This is a genomic window from Microbacterium sp. KU4F (assembly GCF_056868075.1).
This window is the reverse complement of record NZ_CP200324.1, coordinates 551,514-568,690: the sequence shown is the minus strand read 5'-3', so window position 1 is coordinate 568,690 and position 17,177 is coordinate 551,514. Positions and strand designations below refer to the sequence as shown.

General features: G+C 68.7%; 16 protein-coding genes. 12 read left to right on the top strand and 4 right to left on the bottom strand.

What is annotated here, in order from left to right:
* Window positions 1–10 precede the first annotated feature (10 nt).
* Window positions 11–502 carry a hypothetical protein gene (locus tag AC1VNH_RS02835; protein WP_483109770.1) on the bottom strand — a complete coding sequence of 164 codons (492 nt, stop codon included), beginning with the start codon at window positions 500–502 and terminating at the stop codon, window positions 11–13.
* A gap of 204 nt (window positions 503–706) precedes the next feature.
* On the opposite strand from AC1VNH_RS02835, the gene AC1VNH_RS02830 reads away from it, so the two are divergent.
* On the top strand, window positions 707–1,594 hold the full coding sequence (locus tag AC1VNH_RS02830) for an aldo/keto reductase (protein WP_483109769.1): 888 nt from the start codon (window positions 707–709) through the stop codon (window positions 1,592–1,594).
* 62 nt (window positions 1,595–1,656) lie between these two features.
* On the opposite strand, the gene msrA is transcribed toward AC1VNH_RS02830, so the two are convergent.
* The gene (gene msrA, locus AC1VNH_RS02825; protein WP_243227760.1) at window positions 1,657–2,208 is read right to left on the bottom strand and encodes a peptide-methionine (S)-S-oxide reductase MsrA; all 552 of its coding nucleotides are present in this window, start codon (window positions 2,206–2,208) and stop codon (window positions 1,657–1,659) included.
* A 144-nt stretch (window positions 2,209–2,352) separates the two neighbouring features.
* Window positions 2,353–3,840, bottom strand: coding sequence for an MATE family efflux transporter (locus tag AC1VNH_RS02820; protein WP_483109768.1), 1,488 nt, complete (start codon window positions 3,838–3,840; stop codon window positions 2,353–2,355).
* Between the two features lie 169 nt (window positions 3,841–4,009).
* Here AC1VNH_RS02820 and AC1VNH_RS02815 point away from each other — a divergent pair, with 169 nt between their 5' ends.
* From AC1VNH_RS02815 to AC1VNH_RS02805, 3 genes are read left to right on the top strand one after another with little or no spacing between them, the layout of a single operon-like run.
* On the top strand, window positions 4,010–4,804 hold the full coding sequence (locus AC1VNH_RS02815; RefSeq protein WP_483109767.1) for an isocitrate lyase/PEP mutase family protein: 795 nt from the start codon (window positions 4,010–4,012) through the stop codon (window positions 4,802–4,804).
* Window positions 4,805–4,824: 20 nt separating this feature from the next.
* A complete protein-coding gene (locus AC1VNH_RS02810) occupies window positions 4,825–5,514 on the top strand; it encodes an NUDIX hydrolase (protein ID WP_243227763.1) in 690 nt (229 codons plus the stop codon).
* A 17-nt stretch (window positions 5,515–5,531) separates the two neighbouring features.
* The gene (locus tag AC1VNH_RS02805; RefSeq protein ID WP_483109766.1) at window positions 5,532–6,035 is read left to right on the top strand and encodes a GNAT family N-acetyltransferase; all 504 of its coding nucleotides are present in this window, start codon (window positions 5,532–5,534) and stop codon (window positions 6,033–6,035) included.
* Between the two features lie 6 nt (window positions 6,036–6,041).
* Here the strand turns inward: AC1VNH_RS02805 and AC1VNH_RS02800 are convergent, their stop codons facing one another.
* Complete coding sequence (locus AC1VNH_RS02800; RefSeq protein ID WP_483109765.1) at window positions 6,042–6,533, bottom strand: FBP domain-containing protein; 492 nt, start codon at window positions 6,531–6,533, stop codon at window positions 6,042–6,044.
* A 210-nt stretch (window positions 6,534–6,743) separates the two neighbouring features.
* Between AC1VNH_RS02800 and AC1VNH_RS02795 the strand changes: the two genes are divergently transcribed.
* From AC1VNH_RS02795 to AC1VNH_RS02760, 8 genes are all read left to right on the top strand, one after another.
* Window positions 6,744–7,154 (top strand): DUF3054 domain-containing protein, encoded by a 411-nt coding sequence (locus tag AC1VNH_RS02795; protein WP_483109764.1) that lies wholly within the window; start codon window positions 6,744–6,746, stop codon window positions 7,152–7,154.
* Window positions 7,151–7,813, top strand: coding sequence for a deoxyribose-phosphate aldolase (deoC, locus tag AC1VNH_RS02790; protein ID WP_483109763.1), 663 nt, complete (start codon window positions 7,151–7,153; stop codon window positions 7,811–7,813). The genes AC1VNH_RS02795 and deoC overlap by 4 nt, the downstream gene beginning before the upstream one ends.
* A 215-nt stretch (window positions 7,814–8,028) precedes the next feature.
* The gene (rpsA, locus tag AC1VNH_RS02785) at window positions 8,029–9,486 is read left to right on the top strand and encodes a 30S ribosomal protein S1 (protein ID WP_234075368.1); all 1,458 of its coding nucleotides are present in this window, start codon (window positions 8,029–8,031) and stop codon (window positions 9,484–9,486) included.
* A gap of 84 nt (window positions 9,487–9,570) precedes the next feature.
* On the top strand, window positions 9,571–11,190 hold the full coding sequence (locus AC1VNH_RS02780) for an MFS transporter (protein ID WP_483109762.1): 1,620 nt from the start codon (window positions 9,571–9,573) through the stop codon (window positions 11,188–11,190).
* Between the two features lie 84 nt (window positions 11,191–11,274).
* Complete coding sequence (locus tag AC1VNH_RS02775; protein ID WP_483109761.1) at window positions 11,275–13,050, top strand: sensor histidine kinase; 1,776 nt, start codon at window positions 11,275–11,277, stop codon at window positions 13,048–13,050.
* Window positions 13,047–14,258, top strand: coding sequence for a hypothetical protein (locus tag AC1VNH_RS02770; RefSeq protein ID WP_483109760.1), 1,212 nt, complete (start codon window positions 13,047–13,049; stop codon window positions 14,256–14,258). Before AC1VNH_RS02775 ends, AC1VNH_RS02770 begins: the two co-directional genes overlap by 4 nt.
* 480 nt (window positions 14,259–14,738) lie before the next feature.
* Window positions 14,739–15,986 carry a sensor histidine kinase gene (locus AC1VNH_RS02765; RefSeq protein ID WP_483109759.1) on the top strand — a complete coding sequence of 416 codons (1,248 nt, stop codon included), beginning with the start codon at window positions 14,739–14,741 and terminating at the stop codon, window positions 15,984–15,986.
* Entirely contained in the window at window positions 15,983–17,170 is a 1,188-nt protein-coding gene (locus tag AC1VNH_RS02760) for a diguanylate cyclase (protein WP_483109758.1), read from the top strand. The genes AC1VNH_RS02765 and AC1VNH_RS02760 overlap by 4 nt, the downstream gene beginning before the upstream one ends.
* Window positions 17,171–17,177: the final 7 nt, after the last annotated feature.

Below are 17,177 nucleotides of genomic sequence, written 5' to 3'. Positions count from 1 at the left end.
TGAAGGCCCCTCAGTCGGCCTGAACGGTGTCGGTCGACTCGTCGGGAGCGAGAAAGCCGGACGTGGGCTCCTCCGGTGCCTCAGCGGGCGGATCCGGCGTCGGCGTCGTCGTCGGCTCGGGCGACGGTGTGGGATCGTCGGTCGGCGACGGGGTGGGCTCCGGAGTCGGAGCGGGGGTCGCCGGTGGGGCGGGAGCGGGGGTCGGCGCCGGCTGCGGAACACGCACGACGGCCGGCGGGGTGCCCCGATCGCGGCGGGACGACGGAGGAGCGGGGTCGTCGCGGGCGGGGGGTTCGGCGATCGGGGTCGGCTCCGTACCGATCGCCGCTTTCAGGGATGCGGGAGCATTCAACGCGATCGGAGGGAGTGCACGATCAGTGCTGGCCGCGCGCGGCGAGGTCTCGGCGTCGACGCCGGTGAGGGCGAAGGCGCTCAGGCACGAGAGCACGAGCGCACCGGCCGACGCGACCATCGCGGTCACGAGCGGTCGGGGCGCGGGCATAGAAGTCTTCCTTCGGTAGATCTACCGGCGTTCGGGTTCTTCCATCATTCTCCGGACGTTCCCGGACGTCAACGCGTGCCCCGCGCACCGATGAGCGCAGTGACGTCAGGATGGCCCGGTCATCGCGCGAAAAGACTGCTGCTGCACATCTTTCGATCTCGCAAGCCCGGCCCGCATGTCTCGCCCGCTTCGTAGGCTGGACACATGGCAGAACATCACGCAGATCACCGCGCCGACGCGAAGCGATCGAACGCGGGGCGCATCCCCTCGGTCTCTCTCAATTCGGGTCACGACATCCCGCAGCTCGGGTACGGCGTCTTCAAAGTCGACCCCGCTCAGACGGAGAGATTCGTCTCCGAGGCCCTCGAACTCGGATATCGACACATCGACACCGCAGCGATCTACGGCAATGAGGAAGGCGTCGGGCGCGCGATCGCGGCCAGCGGGATTCCGCGGGACGAACTGTTCATCACGACGAAGCTCTGGAACGACCGGCAGTCCGGATCGCAGCCGAAGCACGCCCTCGAGGAGAGCCTGACCAAGCTCGGACTCGATCACGTCGACCTGTACCTCGTGCACTGGCCCGCCCCGGCCAACGACAACTATGTGCATGCCTGGGAGCAGCTCGTCTCGTTCAACGAGGCCGGACTCGCCCGTTCCATCGGCGTCTCCAATCACCTCGTCGAGCACCTCGAGCGCCTCGTGGCGGCGACGGGCAAGGTTCCCGCCGTCAACCAGATCGAGCTGCACCCCGCATACCAGCAGCGTGAGGTGGTCGCCTGGGCGAAGGCCAACGGCGTGCACATCGAAGCATGGGGACCCCTGGGCCAGGGCAAGTACGACCTGTTCGGCACCCCCGCGATCCACGATGCTGCGGCCTCTCACGGCAAGACGCCAGCTCAGGTCGTGCTGCGCTGGCACCTGCAGGTCGGCAACATCGTGTTCCCGAAGACGGTCAACCGGGATCGGATGGCGGAGAACCTCGACCTGTTCGACTTCGAACTCTCCGACGACGAGGTCGCTGCGATCACGGCACTCGACCCGGGTGACGGATCTGGCCGTGTCGGCACCCACCCGAACGATCTGAACTGACGCATGCGCAGGTGAGTGGCGCAATGGATGCGGCGGGCGTGTGCTCGCCGCATCCGCCTGCGTCAGGCCTGTGTCGCGGCGCTCTCGCGACGCGGCAGCACCCAACCCTGTCGAGGGAAGTGGCAGGTGTAGCCGTTGGGGATCCGCTGGAGGTAATCCTGATGCTCAGGCTCCGCCTCCCAGAACGGACCCGCCGCCTCGATCGTCGTCACGGCCTTGCCCGGCCACAGGCCCGAGGCGTTCACATCCGCGATGGTGTTGCGGGCCTCCTGCTCCTGCTGCTCGGTGAGCGGGAAGATGGCCGAACGATAGCTCGTGCCGATGTCGTTGCCCTGGCGGTTCAGGGTCGACGGGTCATGGATCTGGAAGAAGAACGCGAGGATGTCGCGATAGGTCGTCTTGGTGGGGTCGAAGACGATCTCGACGGCCTCCGCGTGTCCGGGATGGTTGCGGTAGGTCGCGTGATCGTTCTGCCCACCGGTGTAGCCCACGCGGGTGTCGAGAACGCCGGGCTGACGACGAATGAGGTCCTCCATTCCCCAGAAGCACCCGCCCGCGAGCACGGCGGTCTCGGTGCCGGGGATCTGCGTGATGGTTCCGTTGTCGGTGGTCATGCTGACTGCTCCTTGTCGGACGGATCGTCGCCGCGTGATGGCTTTCACGAGTGTAGATCCGCCGGTCTGCGATGCGGCCGGTCGGCGGCATCGACGGGTACAACAACGCACCTGGCCGTTTTGGTCCCGCGCCGCGGATCCGCCTCAGCGGCGGCGTGAGCGCAGCAGTCGCCCGCGCGGGCGACTCGGGACGATCGGGATGGGGCGGGTGACGATCGCGTCGACGACCATGGATCCGCTCGTCGGTCCGACGACCGGGATGGGCGTGGTCTCGGGGGAGACGTGGTCCACCTGGGAGATGGGATCGTGGGCGAGGCGACGGTGGGCGCGCACGTACGCCGGGATCAGGACCACCACGGCTCCGAGCCACGCGAGCGGATTGCTGAAGGCCACCCCTGCGAACCCGAAGGCGGCGCCGAGCGCGATCGCGGCGCCCACGCGCATCACGAGCTCGATGACCCCCGTGACGGTGGGGATGACGGTGTGACTCAGACCCTGGAGCGCACCGCGGAGGACGAAGAGGATTCCGAGGAACGTGTAGCTGGCGCCGTTGATGACCAGGTTGAGCGCGGCGAGATCGACGACCTGCGGCGCGGAGTCTCCGACGAACAGGCGCACGATGGGCGCCCCGAAGACGATGAGCAGACCGCCGAGGGCGACGGCCCCGGCGATGGCGAGCCAGGACGCTTGACGCACGCCTGCGCGGATGCGGTCGGGACGGCCGCCGCCGAAGTTCTGCGCGACGAACATGGACACCGCCAGCCCGAGGGACTGCAGCAGAGCGACGGCCAGTCCATCGACGCGCGCCGCGGCGGTGTAGGCGGCGACGGCATCCGCGCCGAGCTCGTTCAGACGCACCTGCACCGCCAGCGTGCCGATGGCGATGATGGAGGCCTGGAACCCCATGGGCAGTCCGAGACGAAGATGCAGAGCGATGTCCGCGCGGCTGATTCTCCAGTCGGGGCGGGTCAGATGAAGGACCGGTACGCGCCGGCGCACGTACGCGAGGCACAACAGCACCGACACGGCCTGCGAGACGACCGTCGCCACCGCCGCTCCGGCGACTCCCCACCCGAGAGGGCCGACCGTGAGCACCACGAGCCCCGCATTCAGCAGGCACGCGACCGTGAGGAAGACGAGCGGGGTGCGTGCGTCGCCGATGGCTCGGATGGTGGCTGCGAGGTAGTTGAAGAACATGGTGGCCGCAGCGCCGAGGAAGCTGACCTGGGCGAAGACGGTCGCGTTCTCCAGCAGCTCCGGGGGAGTCTGCAGCAGCTGGAGCAGAGGACGTGACACGAGGGGTGCGCCCACGGTGAGGACGGCGCTGGTCGCGGCCGTCAGTACCGTGCCGGTGGCGACCGATCGCCGTACGGCGGCGTGGTCTCCCGCGCCGAACGCCTGTGCGGTGGGAATGGCGAAGCCCGAGGTCAGACCCCACGCGAACCCGATGAGCAGGAACAAGAGACTGCCTGTCGCGCCGACGGCGGCGAGCGCGTCCACACCCAACTGGCGTCCCACCACGATCGCGTCGACCACCTGATACAGCTGTTGCACGACGTTGCCGACAAGGAGGGGAACGGAGAAGAGGAGGATGACGCGCCAGGGGCTGCCCGTGGTCAGTGAGGTGGACATGCGAAAGCTCTCGGGATCGTGCGGGGAAGACGGCGGTTCGACGACCGCATCCTTCAGGATATCGAATCGATTCGAGAACGCGCCAGTGGTTCCGCCCGCCGAATTCGCCGGGAAGGGAGGTCGGACGAGATCCGCCTTCCCGGGACACGCGTGCTCTAGCGTGAGGGGCATGAGCTCCCGTACTTCGTCACTGACCATCGCCGAGCGTGCGACGCGACTGCGCGAGCTGCACGCCGCGTCCGAGATCCTGCGCGTCGTGAACGTGTGGGACGTGGTTTCGGCGCGGGCCGTCCTCGCCCTGCCCGAGACGCGGGCGATCGCCACGGCGGGTCATTCCATCGCGGCGAGCTTCGGCTACGAAGACGGCACGATCCCGCTCGAGACGACTCTCGACATGGTCTCGCGCATCGTCCGCGTCGCCGGCGACGTGCCCGTCTCCGCCGATCTCGACGACGGTTACGAGGACCCGGGGGACACCGTCCGTCGCGCGATCGGCGTGGGTGCCGTGGGGGCCAATGTCGAGGACAGGCTGCGCCCGCTCGACGAGGCCGTCGCGCGCATCGCCGCGATCACCGCTGCCGCGGATGCGGAAGGGGTGCCGTTCGCCCTCAACGCCCGCACCGATGCCTTCGTGCGGGCGGGCGGGCGCCCGGTAGACGAGTCTGTCGCCGATGCGATCGAGCGGGGTCGCGCGTACCTCGACGCCGGCGCCGATGTGGTCTTCGTCCCCGGCATCCTGGACGCCGTCGTCGCCCGCCGCCTCGTCGAAGGGATCGGCGAGCGCAAGGTGAGTGTCATCGGTCTTCCGGGGGCGCTGACCGCCGCGGAGTACGAGGCGCTCGGCGTCGCGCGCATCTCCTACGGGCCCACCACCCAGCGCGTCGCGCTCACCGCGTTGCAGGATGTGGCCGCGCAGCTCTACTCCGATGGCTCCATTCCCGGCTCGACCCGCGCACTGAACTGAACAGCGATCCGATCGGCGACATGAGAGCTCTGGGTGGGGCGCGAGCCGAACTCGCAGCACTTGCGCGGAACGCGGAGAGTTTCGACGTCGCCGAACTCCCCGCCCCGGCCCCGACAGATCGCGCGGCCGCGGTGCTCATGCTGTTCGGAGTCCTCGATGCGCTTCCCGCGACCCGCAGCGCGGCGGACGAAGCGGTGTCTGCCGACCTCGATGTGCTGCTGCTCTCGCGGGCGGCGACACTGCGTGCCCATCCGGGCCAGGTGGCCTTTCCCGGGGGCCGTCTCGAGGCGGGCGACGACGGTCCCGTCGCTGCGGCACTGCGCGAGGCGCGTGAGGAGACGGGCCTGGATCCTGAGGGCGTCGAGGTTCTGGGGCCTCTTCCCGCCGTGCCCCTCGCGTTCTCGCGACACGTCGTCACCCCCGTTCTCGCCTGGTGGCAGAAGCCGTCGCCGGTGCGCGTGGTGGACGTCGCCGAATCGGCTGCGGTCTTCCGAGCCCCCGTCGCGGATCTGCTAGATCCCGCTCGACGGGGCATGACCGTCGTACGGCGAGATGGACGCGAGTGGCGCGGTCCCGCTTTCGCCGTGGACGCTGCCGCGGGGGAGTTCCTGGTCTGGGGCTTCACGGCGCTGCTGCTGGACGCTGTCTTCGATCGCCTGGGCTGGACGGAGCAGTGGGATCGTTCGCGGGAGTTCGTTCTCCCGATGTGATGCGTCAGACTCGACGCATGTCTCTGCCTCTGGATCTGCCTGACGGTGCTCAGCTGCGCGCCGCGCGGCCCGGTGACGAACCCGGCATCCTCGCTCGGATCCACGATCTCGCCAGGTACGAGAACGAACCGGATGCGGTCGCGAACACCGAGGAGGCCTTGGCGGAGGCATTGTTCGGCGCAGAACCGCGCGTCTACGCGCACGTCGTGGAACGTGGTGGCGACATCGTCGCGATCGCGATCTGGTTTCTCACCTACTCGACGTGGACGGGCCGGCACGGGATCTGGCTGGAAGACCTCTTCGTCGCCGATTCGGAGCGGGGGCGCGGGCTCGGCCGGGCGCTGATCGGGTCGCTGGCGGCGCTGTGCGTCGATCGTGGGTACTCGCGTCTGGAGTGGACGGTGCTGGACTGGAATGCGCCGGCGATCGCGTTCTACCGCTCTCTGGGCGCGACGCCGATGGATCAGTGGACGACGCAGCGCCTCACGGGAGAGGCGCTGCGTCGTCTGGGCGAGGGCTGATCCGCGTCAGTCGGCGCCCCGCACCTCGCGCAGGAAAGCCGTGACGTTCTCGCGGAGGGCCTCGATGCGTCGCTGTCGAGCCGCTTCACGGTCGAAACCGAGGTAGGCGGAGGGTGGCAGGCGACGGACGTTGCGGGAACACTCGAAGCCGGCGCAGACCAAGGTGCCCACCGTGTCGCCGCGGCGGCCGGCGTCACCTGCGCGGCGCGCGACGAAGAGCACGACATCGTTCGGCAACTCGACGTCGTTGCACCACGCGCACTGGGCTCGTGTGCGCGGGCGGCTGTCGGCCTCGCGCAGGATCACGCCGACCGGAGCGCCCTCGACCTCGGCGACCGCGTAGCCCATCTTGGGCTGCTTGGGGTCGCGCCAGCCGAGATAGTCCAGGTCGTCCCACGACACGGTCTCGAGAGTCGGCGGAAGAAGAACGGCCTTGCGCTCGCGCAGGGACGCGTTGACGAAACTAGCCCGGATGCGGGCATCGTCCAAAGGGATCATGAGGGTGCCTTCGTGTGCGTGCCGCCGAAGCGGCGGGTGGACATCGACCGGCGGTCGACGCAGATGCAGAGGAGCCCGCGGGGCTCGGCCCTCATCTGTCGCCGGCGCGATGCGCGCCGGGGACCTCCTGACGCCCTGCGGGCTGCATGTCACGAATCACGCCGACCACTGTACGCCGTCGCCGGAGGGCGGGCGCCGTACTCTGAAGACGTGCGCAGCCGTCTCCGTCGACCGATCCTCCTCGCTGCCGTGGCGGACGTCCTGGTGGTCGTCGTCTTCTGTGTCATCGGTCGCGCCAGTCACGACGAGTCGCCACTGGGGAAGCTGCTTGTGACGGCGTGGCCGTTCCTCGTCGCACTTGCCGCCGGCTGGGGGATCTCGCTCGCTTGGCGACGGCCGTTCGCAGTCCTGCGTACGGGAGTACCCGTCTGGATCGTCACGGTGGCCGGGGGCATGCTGCTGCGCATGCTGGTCGGCCAGGGGACGGCTCCGGCATTCATCGTGGTCGCATCGCTCACCCTCGGAGTCCTCCTGGTCGGCTGGCGTGCCGCGCGTATGGCGGTTCTGCGCAGGCCCGGCCGATCCGCGATGACCGCCGTGGATGAGAACATGAAGGCATGATCGAGAACATCGCCCGATACGTCGACCACACGCTGCTCAAGCCCGAAGCCACCACGGCGGATGTCGCGGCGACGATCGCGGAGGCTGCGGCACTCGGCGCCTACAGCGTGTGCCTGTCTCCCTCGGTGCTCCCGGTCACCATCCCGGACCCGCTCAAGCTCGCCGTGGTCGTCGGCTTCCCCAGCGGCAAGCACCATTCGCAGATCAAGGCCGCCGAGGCCGCGCTGGCCGCGTCCGAGGGTGCGGACGAGATCGACATGGTGATCGATGTGGGTGCGGCGATCGAGGGACGCTACGACGCGGTCGAGGCGGACATCCGCGCGGTGCGCGAGGCCGCTCCCTCGCCAGTGGTGCTCAAGGTCATCATCGAGTCCGCGGCACTGAGCGACGACGCGATCGTGGCCGTCTCGCAGGCTGCCGAGCGTGCCGGGGCCGACTTCGTCAAGACGTCCACCGGCTTCCACCCCGCGGGCGGTGCCACCGTCCACGCGGTCGAGCTGATGAAGCAGACCGTCGGAGACCGACTGGAGGTCAAGGCTTCGGGTGGCATCCGCACGCGTGAAGACGCCGAGGCGATGATCGCAGCCGGCGCCACGCGCCTCGGTCTCTCGAGCACGCGCGCCGTGGTGGAGGGGGCGACCGCGTCGGGCTCGTACTGACGCGCGCGGCAGACGCCGCGGATCGATGACGCCGCATGACGGCGCTCTCCGGAGCGCTGGATCGCGGTGCCCGGCTCTGATAGCCTTGATCGTCACTCGTGTGGCGCGCCCGATGGTGCGCGCAGGGTGACAAGAAACCAGACAATCCGCTCCGTCCGTCGCATGCGCGTGCGTTCGGAGCCTGAGACCCCAATCCAACAAGGACTACCCACTACATGACTACCGCAACGACCGCCCCGGCCACCAAGCAGGTCGCGATCAACGACATCGGATCTGCCGAGGACTTCCTGGCCGCGGTCGAGAAGACCCTGAAGTTCTTCAACGACGGCGACCTCATCGAGGGCACCGTGGTGAAGATCGACCGCGACGAGGTCCTCCTCGACGTCGGGTACAAGACCGAGGGTGTCATCCCCTCGCGCGAGCTCTCCATCAAGCACGACGTGGACCCCAACGAGGTCGTCAACGTCGGCGACCACGTCGAGGCCCTGGTTCTCCAGAAGGAGGACAAGGAAGGTCGCCTCATCCTGTCCAAGAAGCGTGCGCAGTACGAGCGCGCGTGGGGCGACGTGGAGAAGATCAAGGAGAACGATGGCGTCGTCACCGGTCAGGTGATCGAGGTCGTCAAGGGTGGCCTGATCGTCGACATCGGCCTGCGTGGCTTCCTGCCCGCATCGCTCATCGAGCTGCGTCGCGTCCGCGACCTCACCCCGTACCTCGGTCAGGAGCTCGAGGCGAAGATCCTCGAACTCGACAAGAACCGCAACAACGTGGTCCTGTCGCGTCGCGCTCTTCTCGAGCAGACGCAGTCGGAGTCGCGCTCCAACTTCCTCAACAACCTGCACAAGGGTCAGGTCCGCAAGGGCACCGTGTCGTCGATCGTCAACTTCGGTGCGTTCGTCGACCTGGGCGGCGTGGACGGCCTCGTGCACGTCTCGGAGCTGTCCTGGAAGCACATCGAGCACGCCTCCGAGGTCGTCGAGGTGGGCCAGGAGGTCACGGTCGAGATCCTCGAGGTCGACCTCGACCGCGAGCGCGTCTCGCTGTCGCTGAAGGCGACCCAGGAGGACCCGTGGCAGGTCTTCGCGCGTACCCACGCCATCGGCCAGGTCACGCCGGGTAAGGTCACCAAGCTCGTTCCGTTCGGTGCGTTCGTTCGCGTCGCAGACGGCATCGAGGGCCTGGTGCACATCTCCGAGCTCTCGGGCAAGCACGTCGAGCTGGCCGAGCAGGTCGTCTCGGTGGGCGAAGAGGTCTTCGTCAAGGTCATCGACATCGACCTCGAGCGTCGTCGCATCTCGCTCTCGCTCAAGCAGGCGAACGAGTCGGTCGACCCGTACGGCACCGAGTTCGACCCGGCCCTCTACGGCATGGTCACGGAGTACGACGAGAACGGCGAGTACAAGTACCCCGAGGGCTTCGACCCCGAGACCAACGCCTGGAAGGAAGGCTTCGACGCTCAGCGCGAGGCCTGGGAGCAGGAGTACGCCGCTGCTCAGGGTCGTTGGGAAGCCCACAAGGCTGCCGTCATCAAGGCCCAGGAGGCGGAGGCCAACAACGTCGGCACCGTCGAGGCCAGCGGTTCGTCCTCCTACTCGAGCGAGTCGGGCCCTGCGGGCACCCTCGCCGACGACGAGGCTCTCGCGGCTCTGCGCGAGAAGCTGTCGGGTCGTTGATCGACTGACATCCTCATGAGAGAGGGCCGGGATCTTCGGATCCCGGCCCTCTTCTCGTTCTCGCGACGCCGCTAGGGTGGGCGCATGACCCAGGAGCGCCCGGTGGGCGTCGACGAGAGGAGCGACGTCCCGCCGCGCCCGGCGCTGGTGCTCGCCGCCCTCGTGCTCGCGGCGTTGGTGTGCAACCTCAATCTCGCTGCGGCGAACATCGCACTGCCGGAGATCGGTGACGACTTCGCCGCAGGCCAGACCGGGTTGAATCTCGTCGCGCTCGGATGCTCTCTCGGCCTTGCGATGTCCGTGCTGTACCTCGGCGCGCTCGCGGACCGCTATGGCCGCAAGCAGATGCTGATGCTCGGGCTCGCGCTGACCGTCATCGCCAGTTTCGCGGCCGCCGCGGCACCGTCGATCGAGTGGCTCATCGCTGCTCGCGTCTTCACCGGCGTCGCTGCGGGTATGGCCTACCCGACCACGTTGTCGTTGATCACCGCTCTGTGGTCCCGCGGACCCGCCCGTACGGGCGCGATCGCCCTGTGGTCCAGCGTCAGCGCAATGGCCGGTGTGCTGGGTGCGGTGGCGGCCGGCTTGGTGCTGGAGGTCTTCCACTGGCAGGCGGCCTTCCTGCTGGCCGCCCCCATCGCCGCCGTGGGACTCGTTCTGGTGCTCGCCGTCGTCCCCAGCCACATCCGCGAGTCGACCGAACCGGTGGATCACGTCGGCGGCGTGTTGTCTGTGTTCGGTGTGGCCGCTCTCGTGGTCGGAGTGGGGATCATCGCCGCACCCGAGCAACGCCTCGCAGGGGGCGTGAGTCTCGCTCTCGCCGCCGTGCTGCTCGGTTTCTTCGTGTGGCGTCAACGCAGCGCCGCATCGCCCCTGTACGACCTCGCGATCGCCCGTCGACGGATGTTCTGGGTGCCCGCGCTTGCGGGCATGGTCGTGTTCGGCTCGCTGATGGGAGCGATGTTCGTCGGTCAGCAGTTCCTGCAGAACATCCTCGGCTACGACACGCTCGAAGCGGGTCTGGCGGTTGTGCCGGCTGCGGCAGGGCTCCTGATCGCGGCGCCGGTGTCGGCGCGCATGGTCACGACACGCGGCTCGCGGACGACGATGCTCGCCGGGTACGCCTTCGTGTTCGTCGGGTTCCTGACGACGCTGTTCTGGCGGGAGCACACTCCCTACTGGTTGATCGGAGCGGGCTTCTTCACGATCGGGGTCGGCGCCGGGTTCGCGATGACTCCCGCGTCGCGGTCGCTCACCGATGCCACGCCGGTCCTGCGCGTGGGCATGGCCTCCGCGACCTCCGACCTCCAACGGGACCTCGGCGGTTCCATCATGCAGGCGCTGTTGGGCGCCATCCTGGCCACGGGATTCGCCGGTGCGTTCGGTCGGGCCATCGCCGCCTCGCCGTCCGCCTCGCAGGTCTCCGCGGAGGTGCAGGCCGCGCTGCAGGCCTCCTTCGCCTCAGCGCTGCATGTGGCCGAGCAGTTTCCGCAATACCGCAACGAGATCGTGGCCGCCGCGACGCAGAGCCTCGTCGACGGCGCACTGTGGTCGTACGCGGTCGGTGTCGTCGCGATCGTCTCCGGCGCCGTCCTCGTGCGTGTGCTCCTGCCTTCACGCAGCGGCGAGCATCGTCTGATCGCGGAGTACGCCGCGGCGGACGCGGCTGACGACCCGCCGTCTTCCGACGCGACCCCTCGATGACGTCCCACCTCGGAGGTCGTCGATCGGGAGCGGAGGTGGACGTCGCGTCGGCGTGTGGCGTCGGGTCGCGATAACGTCGGATTCATGAGCATCAGCGACGTCGGCGACGCGTACCCCGTCGCCGAGCATGTCGTCGACTCGCGGCGCATCCTTCGCCGCATCCGGGAGTTCGGTCGTCATTTCGCGTTGCCGCCCTTCCTCGACACCGGTCGGGCACGGACGACGGCGACTCTGCAGCTGAGCCTCGCTGCCGTCGTGCTCGTCTACGTCGTCATCGCGGTGCCGTGGGGCTATGCCGGTGATCTGGGTCTGTTCTGGCTGGGTGCGATCGTCGTGCTCGGCGCGGGCGGTGTGGCGCTCCTGGTGCCATGGGCCCGCGTCTCTGCGTGGTGGATCATGGCCGTGCCCATCATCGATCTGCTGGGCATCGCGCTGCTGCGCCAATCGCTGCCCACCGGTGGGTTCGGTGTGCTGTTCTTCATTCCCGCCATCTGGCTCGCCATCTACTTCGGCATCGGCGGCTACCTGGTCGGCATCATCGTCGCGCCAGCCATCCTTGTAACCACCGCGATCGTCGACACCCGGCAGGACGTCGGATACGTGACCTTCAGTCTTCCGCTGATGATCGTGGTCGTCGCAACCATCAGCCTCGCGCTCGGGCGGCAGATGACGGCGCAACGACTGCTCTTCACCCGTCAGACCCGCACCATGGCCCGCACCCTGCGCCGCGCCCAGAAGCAGGAAGAACTGCTGGCCGAGGTGCTGGACACGATCGACTTCGGTGTCATCCGTCTCGCGGCCGACGGATCCACGACCGTCGCGAACGAGGCGCACGCACGACTGCAACGCGCCGCCCGCTCCGCGGAGGCCGGTTCGGGCGGACACGCCGCCTTCGCGGCCGACGGAGTGACCCCGGTGGACCGGCAGGACACACCCTTCGCGCGGGCGGCCCGGGGCGAGGTCTTCGACAATCAGATCGTGTGGTTCGGCGGCGACGGACCGCGCCGCCGAGCGCTCAGCGTGACGGCGCGGCGCACGCGCGCCGTCGACGGGTCCGACAACGGCGCGGTCATCGTCTCGCGTGACGTCACGGCGGAGCTCACGGCTCTGCGTGCGCGCGACTCGCTCGTTTCCTCGGTCTCACACGAGCTCCGCACGCCGCTGACCTCGATCATCGGCTACCTCGAGCTCGCGGTCGACGACCCGGATGTGCCAGAACGCGCGCGCGGCTACCTCGACGTCGCGGAGCGGAACGTCTCGCGCCTGTTGGAGATCGTCTCCGACATCCTGACGGCGTCGAGCACGTCCGAGATGTCGGCGGACCTGACGATCTCGCAGCAGGACGTCGACATCGCCGACGTCGTGCGTGCCAGCGGCGAGTCCTGGGCCCCCGCTGCGGCGGAGCGCGCGATCGCCATCGACATGGCGGGCGTGCGCCCGGCGCCGGCCTACGCCGATCCTCTCCGCATGCGGCAGGTCATCGACAACCTGGTCAGCAACGCGGTGAAGTACAACCGCGACGGCGGACGCGTGACGCTCAGCACGACCTCGGACGGGATCACGACCTGGATCACGGTCACCGACACCGGCGTCGGCGTCTCCGAGAGCGACGTGGGCAGGCTCTTCGAGCGCTTCTTCCGTGTCGCCGACACGTCGACGGGAACGGGGCTGGGTCTGTCGATCAGCCGCGAACTCGTGCGCGCCCACGGTGGCGACATCATCGTCACCAGCACGGCCGGCGTCGGTTCGACCTTCAGCGTGCAGCTCCCGGCGAGCGCCGAGTCGCTGGATGATCCGGACGCGATCATCACGATCTCCGGAACGGGCGCATCTCGACGCGAAGAGGACCAGGTCACATGACGCTCGATCCCATCACCGCGGACATCTTCACCGCGATCGCTGTGGTCACCATCGCTGTGACCTACATCGCCACCACGCTCTCGCGGCGCTACGGGGGCGGGTCCCAGCTGTGGGGCATCGGGTTCCTGCTGCAGATCATCGCCGTCGTGTGCACGGTGGTGATCGGTCTGTTCGACGCCTCCGAGTGGACCAACGTGTGGGCTCTCGCGCTCGGCAACGCAGCCGCGGTGGGCGCCGCCGGCTGCGTTCTCATGGGGTTCCGCGCGTACAACGGCGAGGAGGTCGCCGGTCCCGCGCTCATGGTCGTGTCCCTCGCGTTCCTCGTCGCGGCGGTCACCGTCGTCGAGAAGCCGGCCGCAGGCGGGCAGACCGGTGTCCTCTGGTACAGCCTCGCCATCGCCGGACTGTGCGTGGGGGCGATCATCCATGCCGTCGGCCCGCGGACGAGGCCTCATGTCGCGACCTGGGTATTCGTGGGCGCCACCACCCTCCTCGGTGCGTATCACGTGACGCGCGCCGTCGTCACTCTCACGGCGGGGGAGGACAGCCCCGTCTTCGCGGCCTGGTTCGGTCCGATCTCGCTGAGTCTGGTCGTCCTGGTACTGGGAACCGTCTCCTCGCTGACGCTCTTCATGCTTCGCGCCGTGCTGGTCACCGCGCAGCAGGCGGCGGGCTCCGCCGCCGTGGACGAGGTCCTCGCTGCGTCCGCGTTCCTCGCGATGCTGCGGCGGATCCTCCGCCGTGCTGCGCATCGCACGGAACTCGTCGTCGTCATCGCCGTGATCGTCGAGGACGTCGGAGCGATCACGGCGTCGTTCGGGCAGGAGGTCGCCGAAGCCACCACTCGCGTCCTGCGGTCTGCGGTGCGCGAGTTCGCGTCGCCCGTGGCGGCGGTGGGCGCCACGGATGACCGGACCATCATCCTCGTCGCCACGACCGCATCCAGCCCTTCCGATGCCCGCCGCCAGGCCGGACTCATCTACCGCGGAGTGATCGAGCGCTTCGTGGATGCCCGGGGCATCGTCGTGCCCGGTGTCGGGGTGGGTGTCGCCCTCAGTCAGACGCTGGGCTACGGTCCCGAGGTGCTCGTGGAAGCGGCGACGATCGCCGCGGTGGAGGCGTCCGAGAGCGACGAGACCTCCGTGGTCTTCGCGCAGGCTCGGGGGGTCGGCGCTCCTGCGTTCCCCGGGGAGCCGACGGAGCGATAGTGTCCACGATATGCACAGCGACGCTGCTCCCGGTCGGGGCAGAGGTGTACGCGGATTCCTGCGCGCGAGGCTCGCGGGATCACGTGCGCCACGCACATTCGCGGCTCGGGGACGCACCGCTGTTCTGAACCAGCTCGTGCTCTGCGCGCTGGTTCTGGTCGTGGCGACGGTGGGGATCTTCTCGTCGACGCTTCGCAACGAGAGCCTGTTCCTCGTCGGGGTCGTCATCGTCTTCGCCGTCGGGGTGGCGACCTTGGCTACGCCGTGGACCCGCATCCCTCGGACCGCCCTCTACGTCTTGCCCATCGCGGACATCGCAGGCATCGCCGTCATACGCGTCGCCGAACCCATGAGCGGGCTCGGGCTCATGTGGGTCTTTCCCGCGATGTGGCTGGCAACCCTGGGCATCGTGGGATTCGTCATCCAGTTCACGATCATCACCGCCACCTATGCGGTCATCGTCGTGACGGGGGAACGACCGTGTGGGGGTACACGGTGTTCCTGCTCCCGATCGCCGTTCTCGCCGTCGCAACGACCACCTACATCTCCTCACGACGTCAGCGGGCCCAAGCGCATCTGCTCGAGAAACAGGCGGCGCTGCTCAGCGGAGCGCTGCAGCGTGCCCAACGTCAGGAGGAGCTCATCATCGATGTGCTCGACGCGGTGGATTTCGGTGTGCTGCGCATCGCACCCGACGGCACGGTTTCCGTGGTCAATGAGGCGCTGGGCCGATTCCAGAACACGATCCCCGGATTCGGGTCCCGCAGCCGGGAGATCGAGAACGCATACCGCGCCGACGGCGTGACCCCGTTGCCCCGTGCGGAACGGCCGCTGCTCCGGGCGCTTGCGGGCGAGGTGTTCGAGAATCAGGTGGTGTGGTTCGGCCACCCCGACGAACGCCGTCACGCCATGAGCATCACGGTGCGCCGGATGCATGACGCGGAGGGCGCGGATGCGGGAGCCGTACTGATCGCGCGGGATGTGACCCCGGAGATGACGGCACTGCGTGCCCGAGATCGGCTCGTCGCCTCCGTCTCGCACGAGTTGCGGACGCCGCTGACATCGGTGCTCGGTTACCTCGATCTCGCGATGGACACGCTCGACGACCCGGATCAGGCGCGCCACTCGCTGGAGATCGCTGCCCGAAACGGCGAGCGGCTCCTCGAGATCGTCGCCGACATCCTCGCCGCCTCCAGCGCCTCGCGCCTGTCCGTCGACATGACCATCTCGCCCGAACCGATCGATGTCGCAGAACTGGTGGCGGCGACGGCGGAGGCCTGGCGTCCGCGGGCGGCCGAGCGGGCGTTGACCATCGATACGTCCGGGATCGAGCCCGCCGGTGCGTTCGCCGATCCGCTGCGGTTGCGACAGGTCATGGACAACCTCGTCAGCAACGCCGTGAAGTACAACCGCGACGGGGGCGCCATGTTCCTCGGCTGCACCACGGACGGCAGCTCCACCTGGATCCTGGTGCGCGACACCGGGACGGGGATCGCGGAGCCGGACCTGGACCGCCTGTTCGAGCGCTACTTCCGTGCGCGGACGGATGTGGAGGGGACGGGCCTGGGCCTGTCCATCAGCCGCGACATCGTTCGTGCGCACGGCGGAGACATCACCGTGCGCACGAGCCGAGGGCTGGGATCGACCTTCATGGTGCAGCTTCCCGTCGACGAGCGCTCGGTCGCTTCGCCCGCTGCACCGCCTCAGGAGACGGGAGAAGCGAGATGAACGTCGATCTGTTCACCGCGTCGTTGTTCACGGCGCTCGTCGGCAATGTCGCCGGGGCCGTCTTCATCATCGACACGATCCTGCGCCGCGATCACGGTCCCGGTCGCATCTGGTCGATCGCGTTCCTGTGCGGGATGGCCACGACCGTCGCTTACAGCATGTGGGCAGCCGGCATCGGCGAGATGCTGCCGATCGCGGTGGGCAACGCGCTGTTCGTCACGACGACGGCGGTGATGTGGCTCGGCTCACGCAGTTTCAACGAGCGGCGGATCGGTTCGGCGACGGCGATCACCGTGCTCGGCGGGCTGACCGTGGCCGGTGCCGTCGTCGTAGAGGGACCGGACGGCGGAGACTGGGCCGGGTGGCTGACGATGGGCATCGGCCTCGTCGTGTTCTCCACGCTCGCCGCGATCGAGACGCTCCGTGCGCCGATGCGCCGCTTCGGCACCGCCGCGGTGCTCGCCGTCGTCTTCCTGGTGATGGCGACCTTCTATCTCATTCGCTGTGTGGTCTTCGTCGTCGCGGGCGCGGACAGCCCGCTCTTCCTCGACGCGTTCGGCTCGGTCGTCGCCAACTTCTTCACCGTCGTCCTGACCGTCGTCGCCGTCGTGGTCATCTCGGTGCTCAGGGCGGCGCAGGTCGAGCTGCGCTCCTTCGCGTGGATGACCAGCAGGGGGGTCACCTCGGACGGCATCCTTCTGGCGGCGACGCTCCGTACGGCGATGGCGGATGTCATCGAGCGCGCCCAATGGCGCGGCGAGCTGGTCTCGACCGTCGCGGTGCGTGTGGCGGATCTGGCGGAGATCCGCACGGCATTCGGCGCAGACGTCGCGGGCGACGTCCTGCACCATTGGAGACGGAGCGTGCGGCGGTATGCGCCGTCGTTCGCGCTCGTCGGCGAGGACGGCGCGGATGCGCTCGTCGTCGTCACGCGCGCGGCCACTGCGGCGGAGGCGCGCAGGCAGGCCGCCGTGATCTATCGCGGCGTGCTGGAAGCACTCGGCGCCGTGAGCCGCGCGGTCATCCCGTCCGTCGGCGTCGGGGTCGCCCTGACCGAGACCGTCGGCTACCGGACGGAGGCCCTGGTGCACAGCGCCCGCGCGGCGGCCGACGAGTCCGCCACGAGCGTCGAGTCCTCCGTGCTGTTCGGCGGCCTCTCGTATGCGGAGCAGGACCCGGCGTGAGGTCGTG

Coding starts and splice junctions, on each gene's coding strand:
- AC1VNH_RS02780 (WP_483109762.1), top strand. CDS start 9,571: ATGACCCAGGAGCGCCCGGTGGGCGTCGACGAGAGGAGCGACGTCCCG.
- AC1VNH_RS02820 (WP_483109768.1), bottom strand. CDS start 3,840: ATGTCCACCTCACTGACCACGGGCAGCCCCTGGCGCGTCATCCTCCTC.
- AC1VNH_RS02830 (WP_483109769.1), top strand. CDS start 707: ATGGCAGAACATCACGCAGATCACCGCGCCGACGCGAAGCGATCGAAC.
- deoC (WP_483109763.1), top strand. CDS start 7,151: ATGATCGAGAACATCGCCCGATACGTCGACCACACGCTGCTCAAGCCC.
- AC1VNH_RS02815 (WP_483109767.1), top strand. CDS start 4,010: ATGAGCTCCCGTACTTCGTCACTGACCATCGCCGAGCGTGCGACGCGA.
- AC1VNH_RS02770 (WP_483109760.1), top strand. CDS start 13,047: ATGACGCTCGATCCCATCACCGCGGACATCTTCACCGCGATCGCTGTG.
- rpsA (WP_234075368.1), top strand. CDS start 8,029: ATGACTACCGCAACGACCGCCCCGGCCACCAAGCAGGTCGCGATCAAC.
- AC1VNH_RS02835 (WP_483109770.1), bottom strand. CDS start 502: ATGCCCGCGCCCCGACCGCTCGTGACCGCGATGGTCGCGTCGGCCGGT.
- AC1VNH_RS02775 (WP_483109761.1), top strand. CDS start 11,275: ATGAGCATCAGCGACGTCGGCGACGCGTACCCCGTCGCCGAGCATGTC.
- AC1VNH_RS02805 (WP_483109766.1), top strand. CDS start 5,532: ATGTCTCTGCCTCTGGATCTGCCTGACGGTGCTCAGCTGCGCGCCGCG.
- AC1VNH_RS02810 (WP_243227763.1), top strand. CDS start 4,825: ATGAGAGCTCTGGGTGGGGCGCGAGCCGAACTCGCAGCACTTGCGCGG.
- msrA (WP_243227760.1), bottom strand. CDS start 2,208: ATGACCACCGACAACGGAACCATCACGCAGATCCCCGGCACCGAGACC.
- AC1VNH_RS02760 (WP_483109758.1), top strand. CDS start 15,983: ATGAACGTCGATCTGTTCACCGCGTCGTTGTTCACGGCGCTCGTCGGC.
- AC1VNH_RS02800 (WP_483109765.1), bottom strand. CDS start 6,533: ATGATCCCTTTGGACGATGCCCGCATCCGGGCTAGTTTCGTCAACGCG.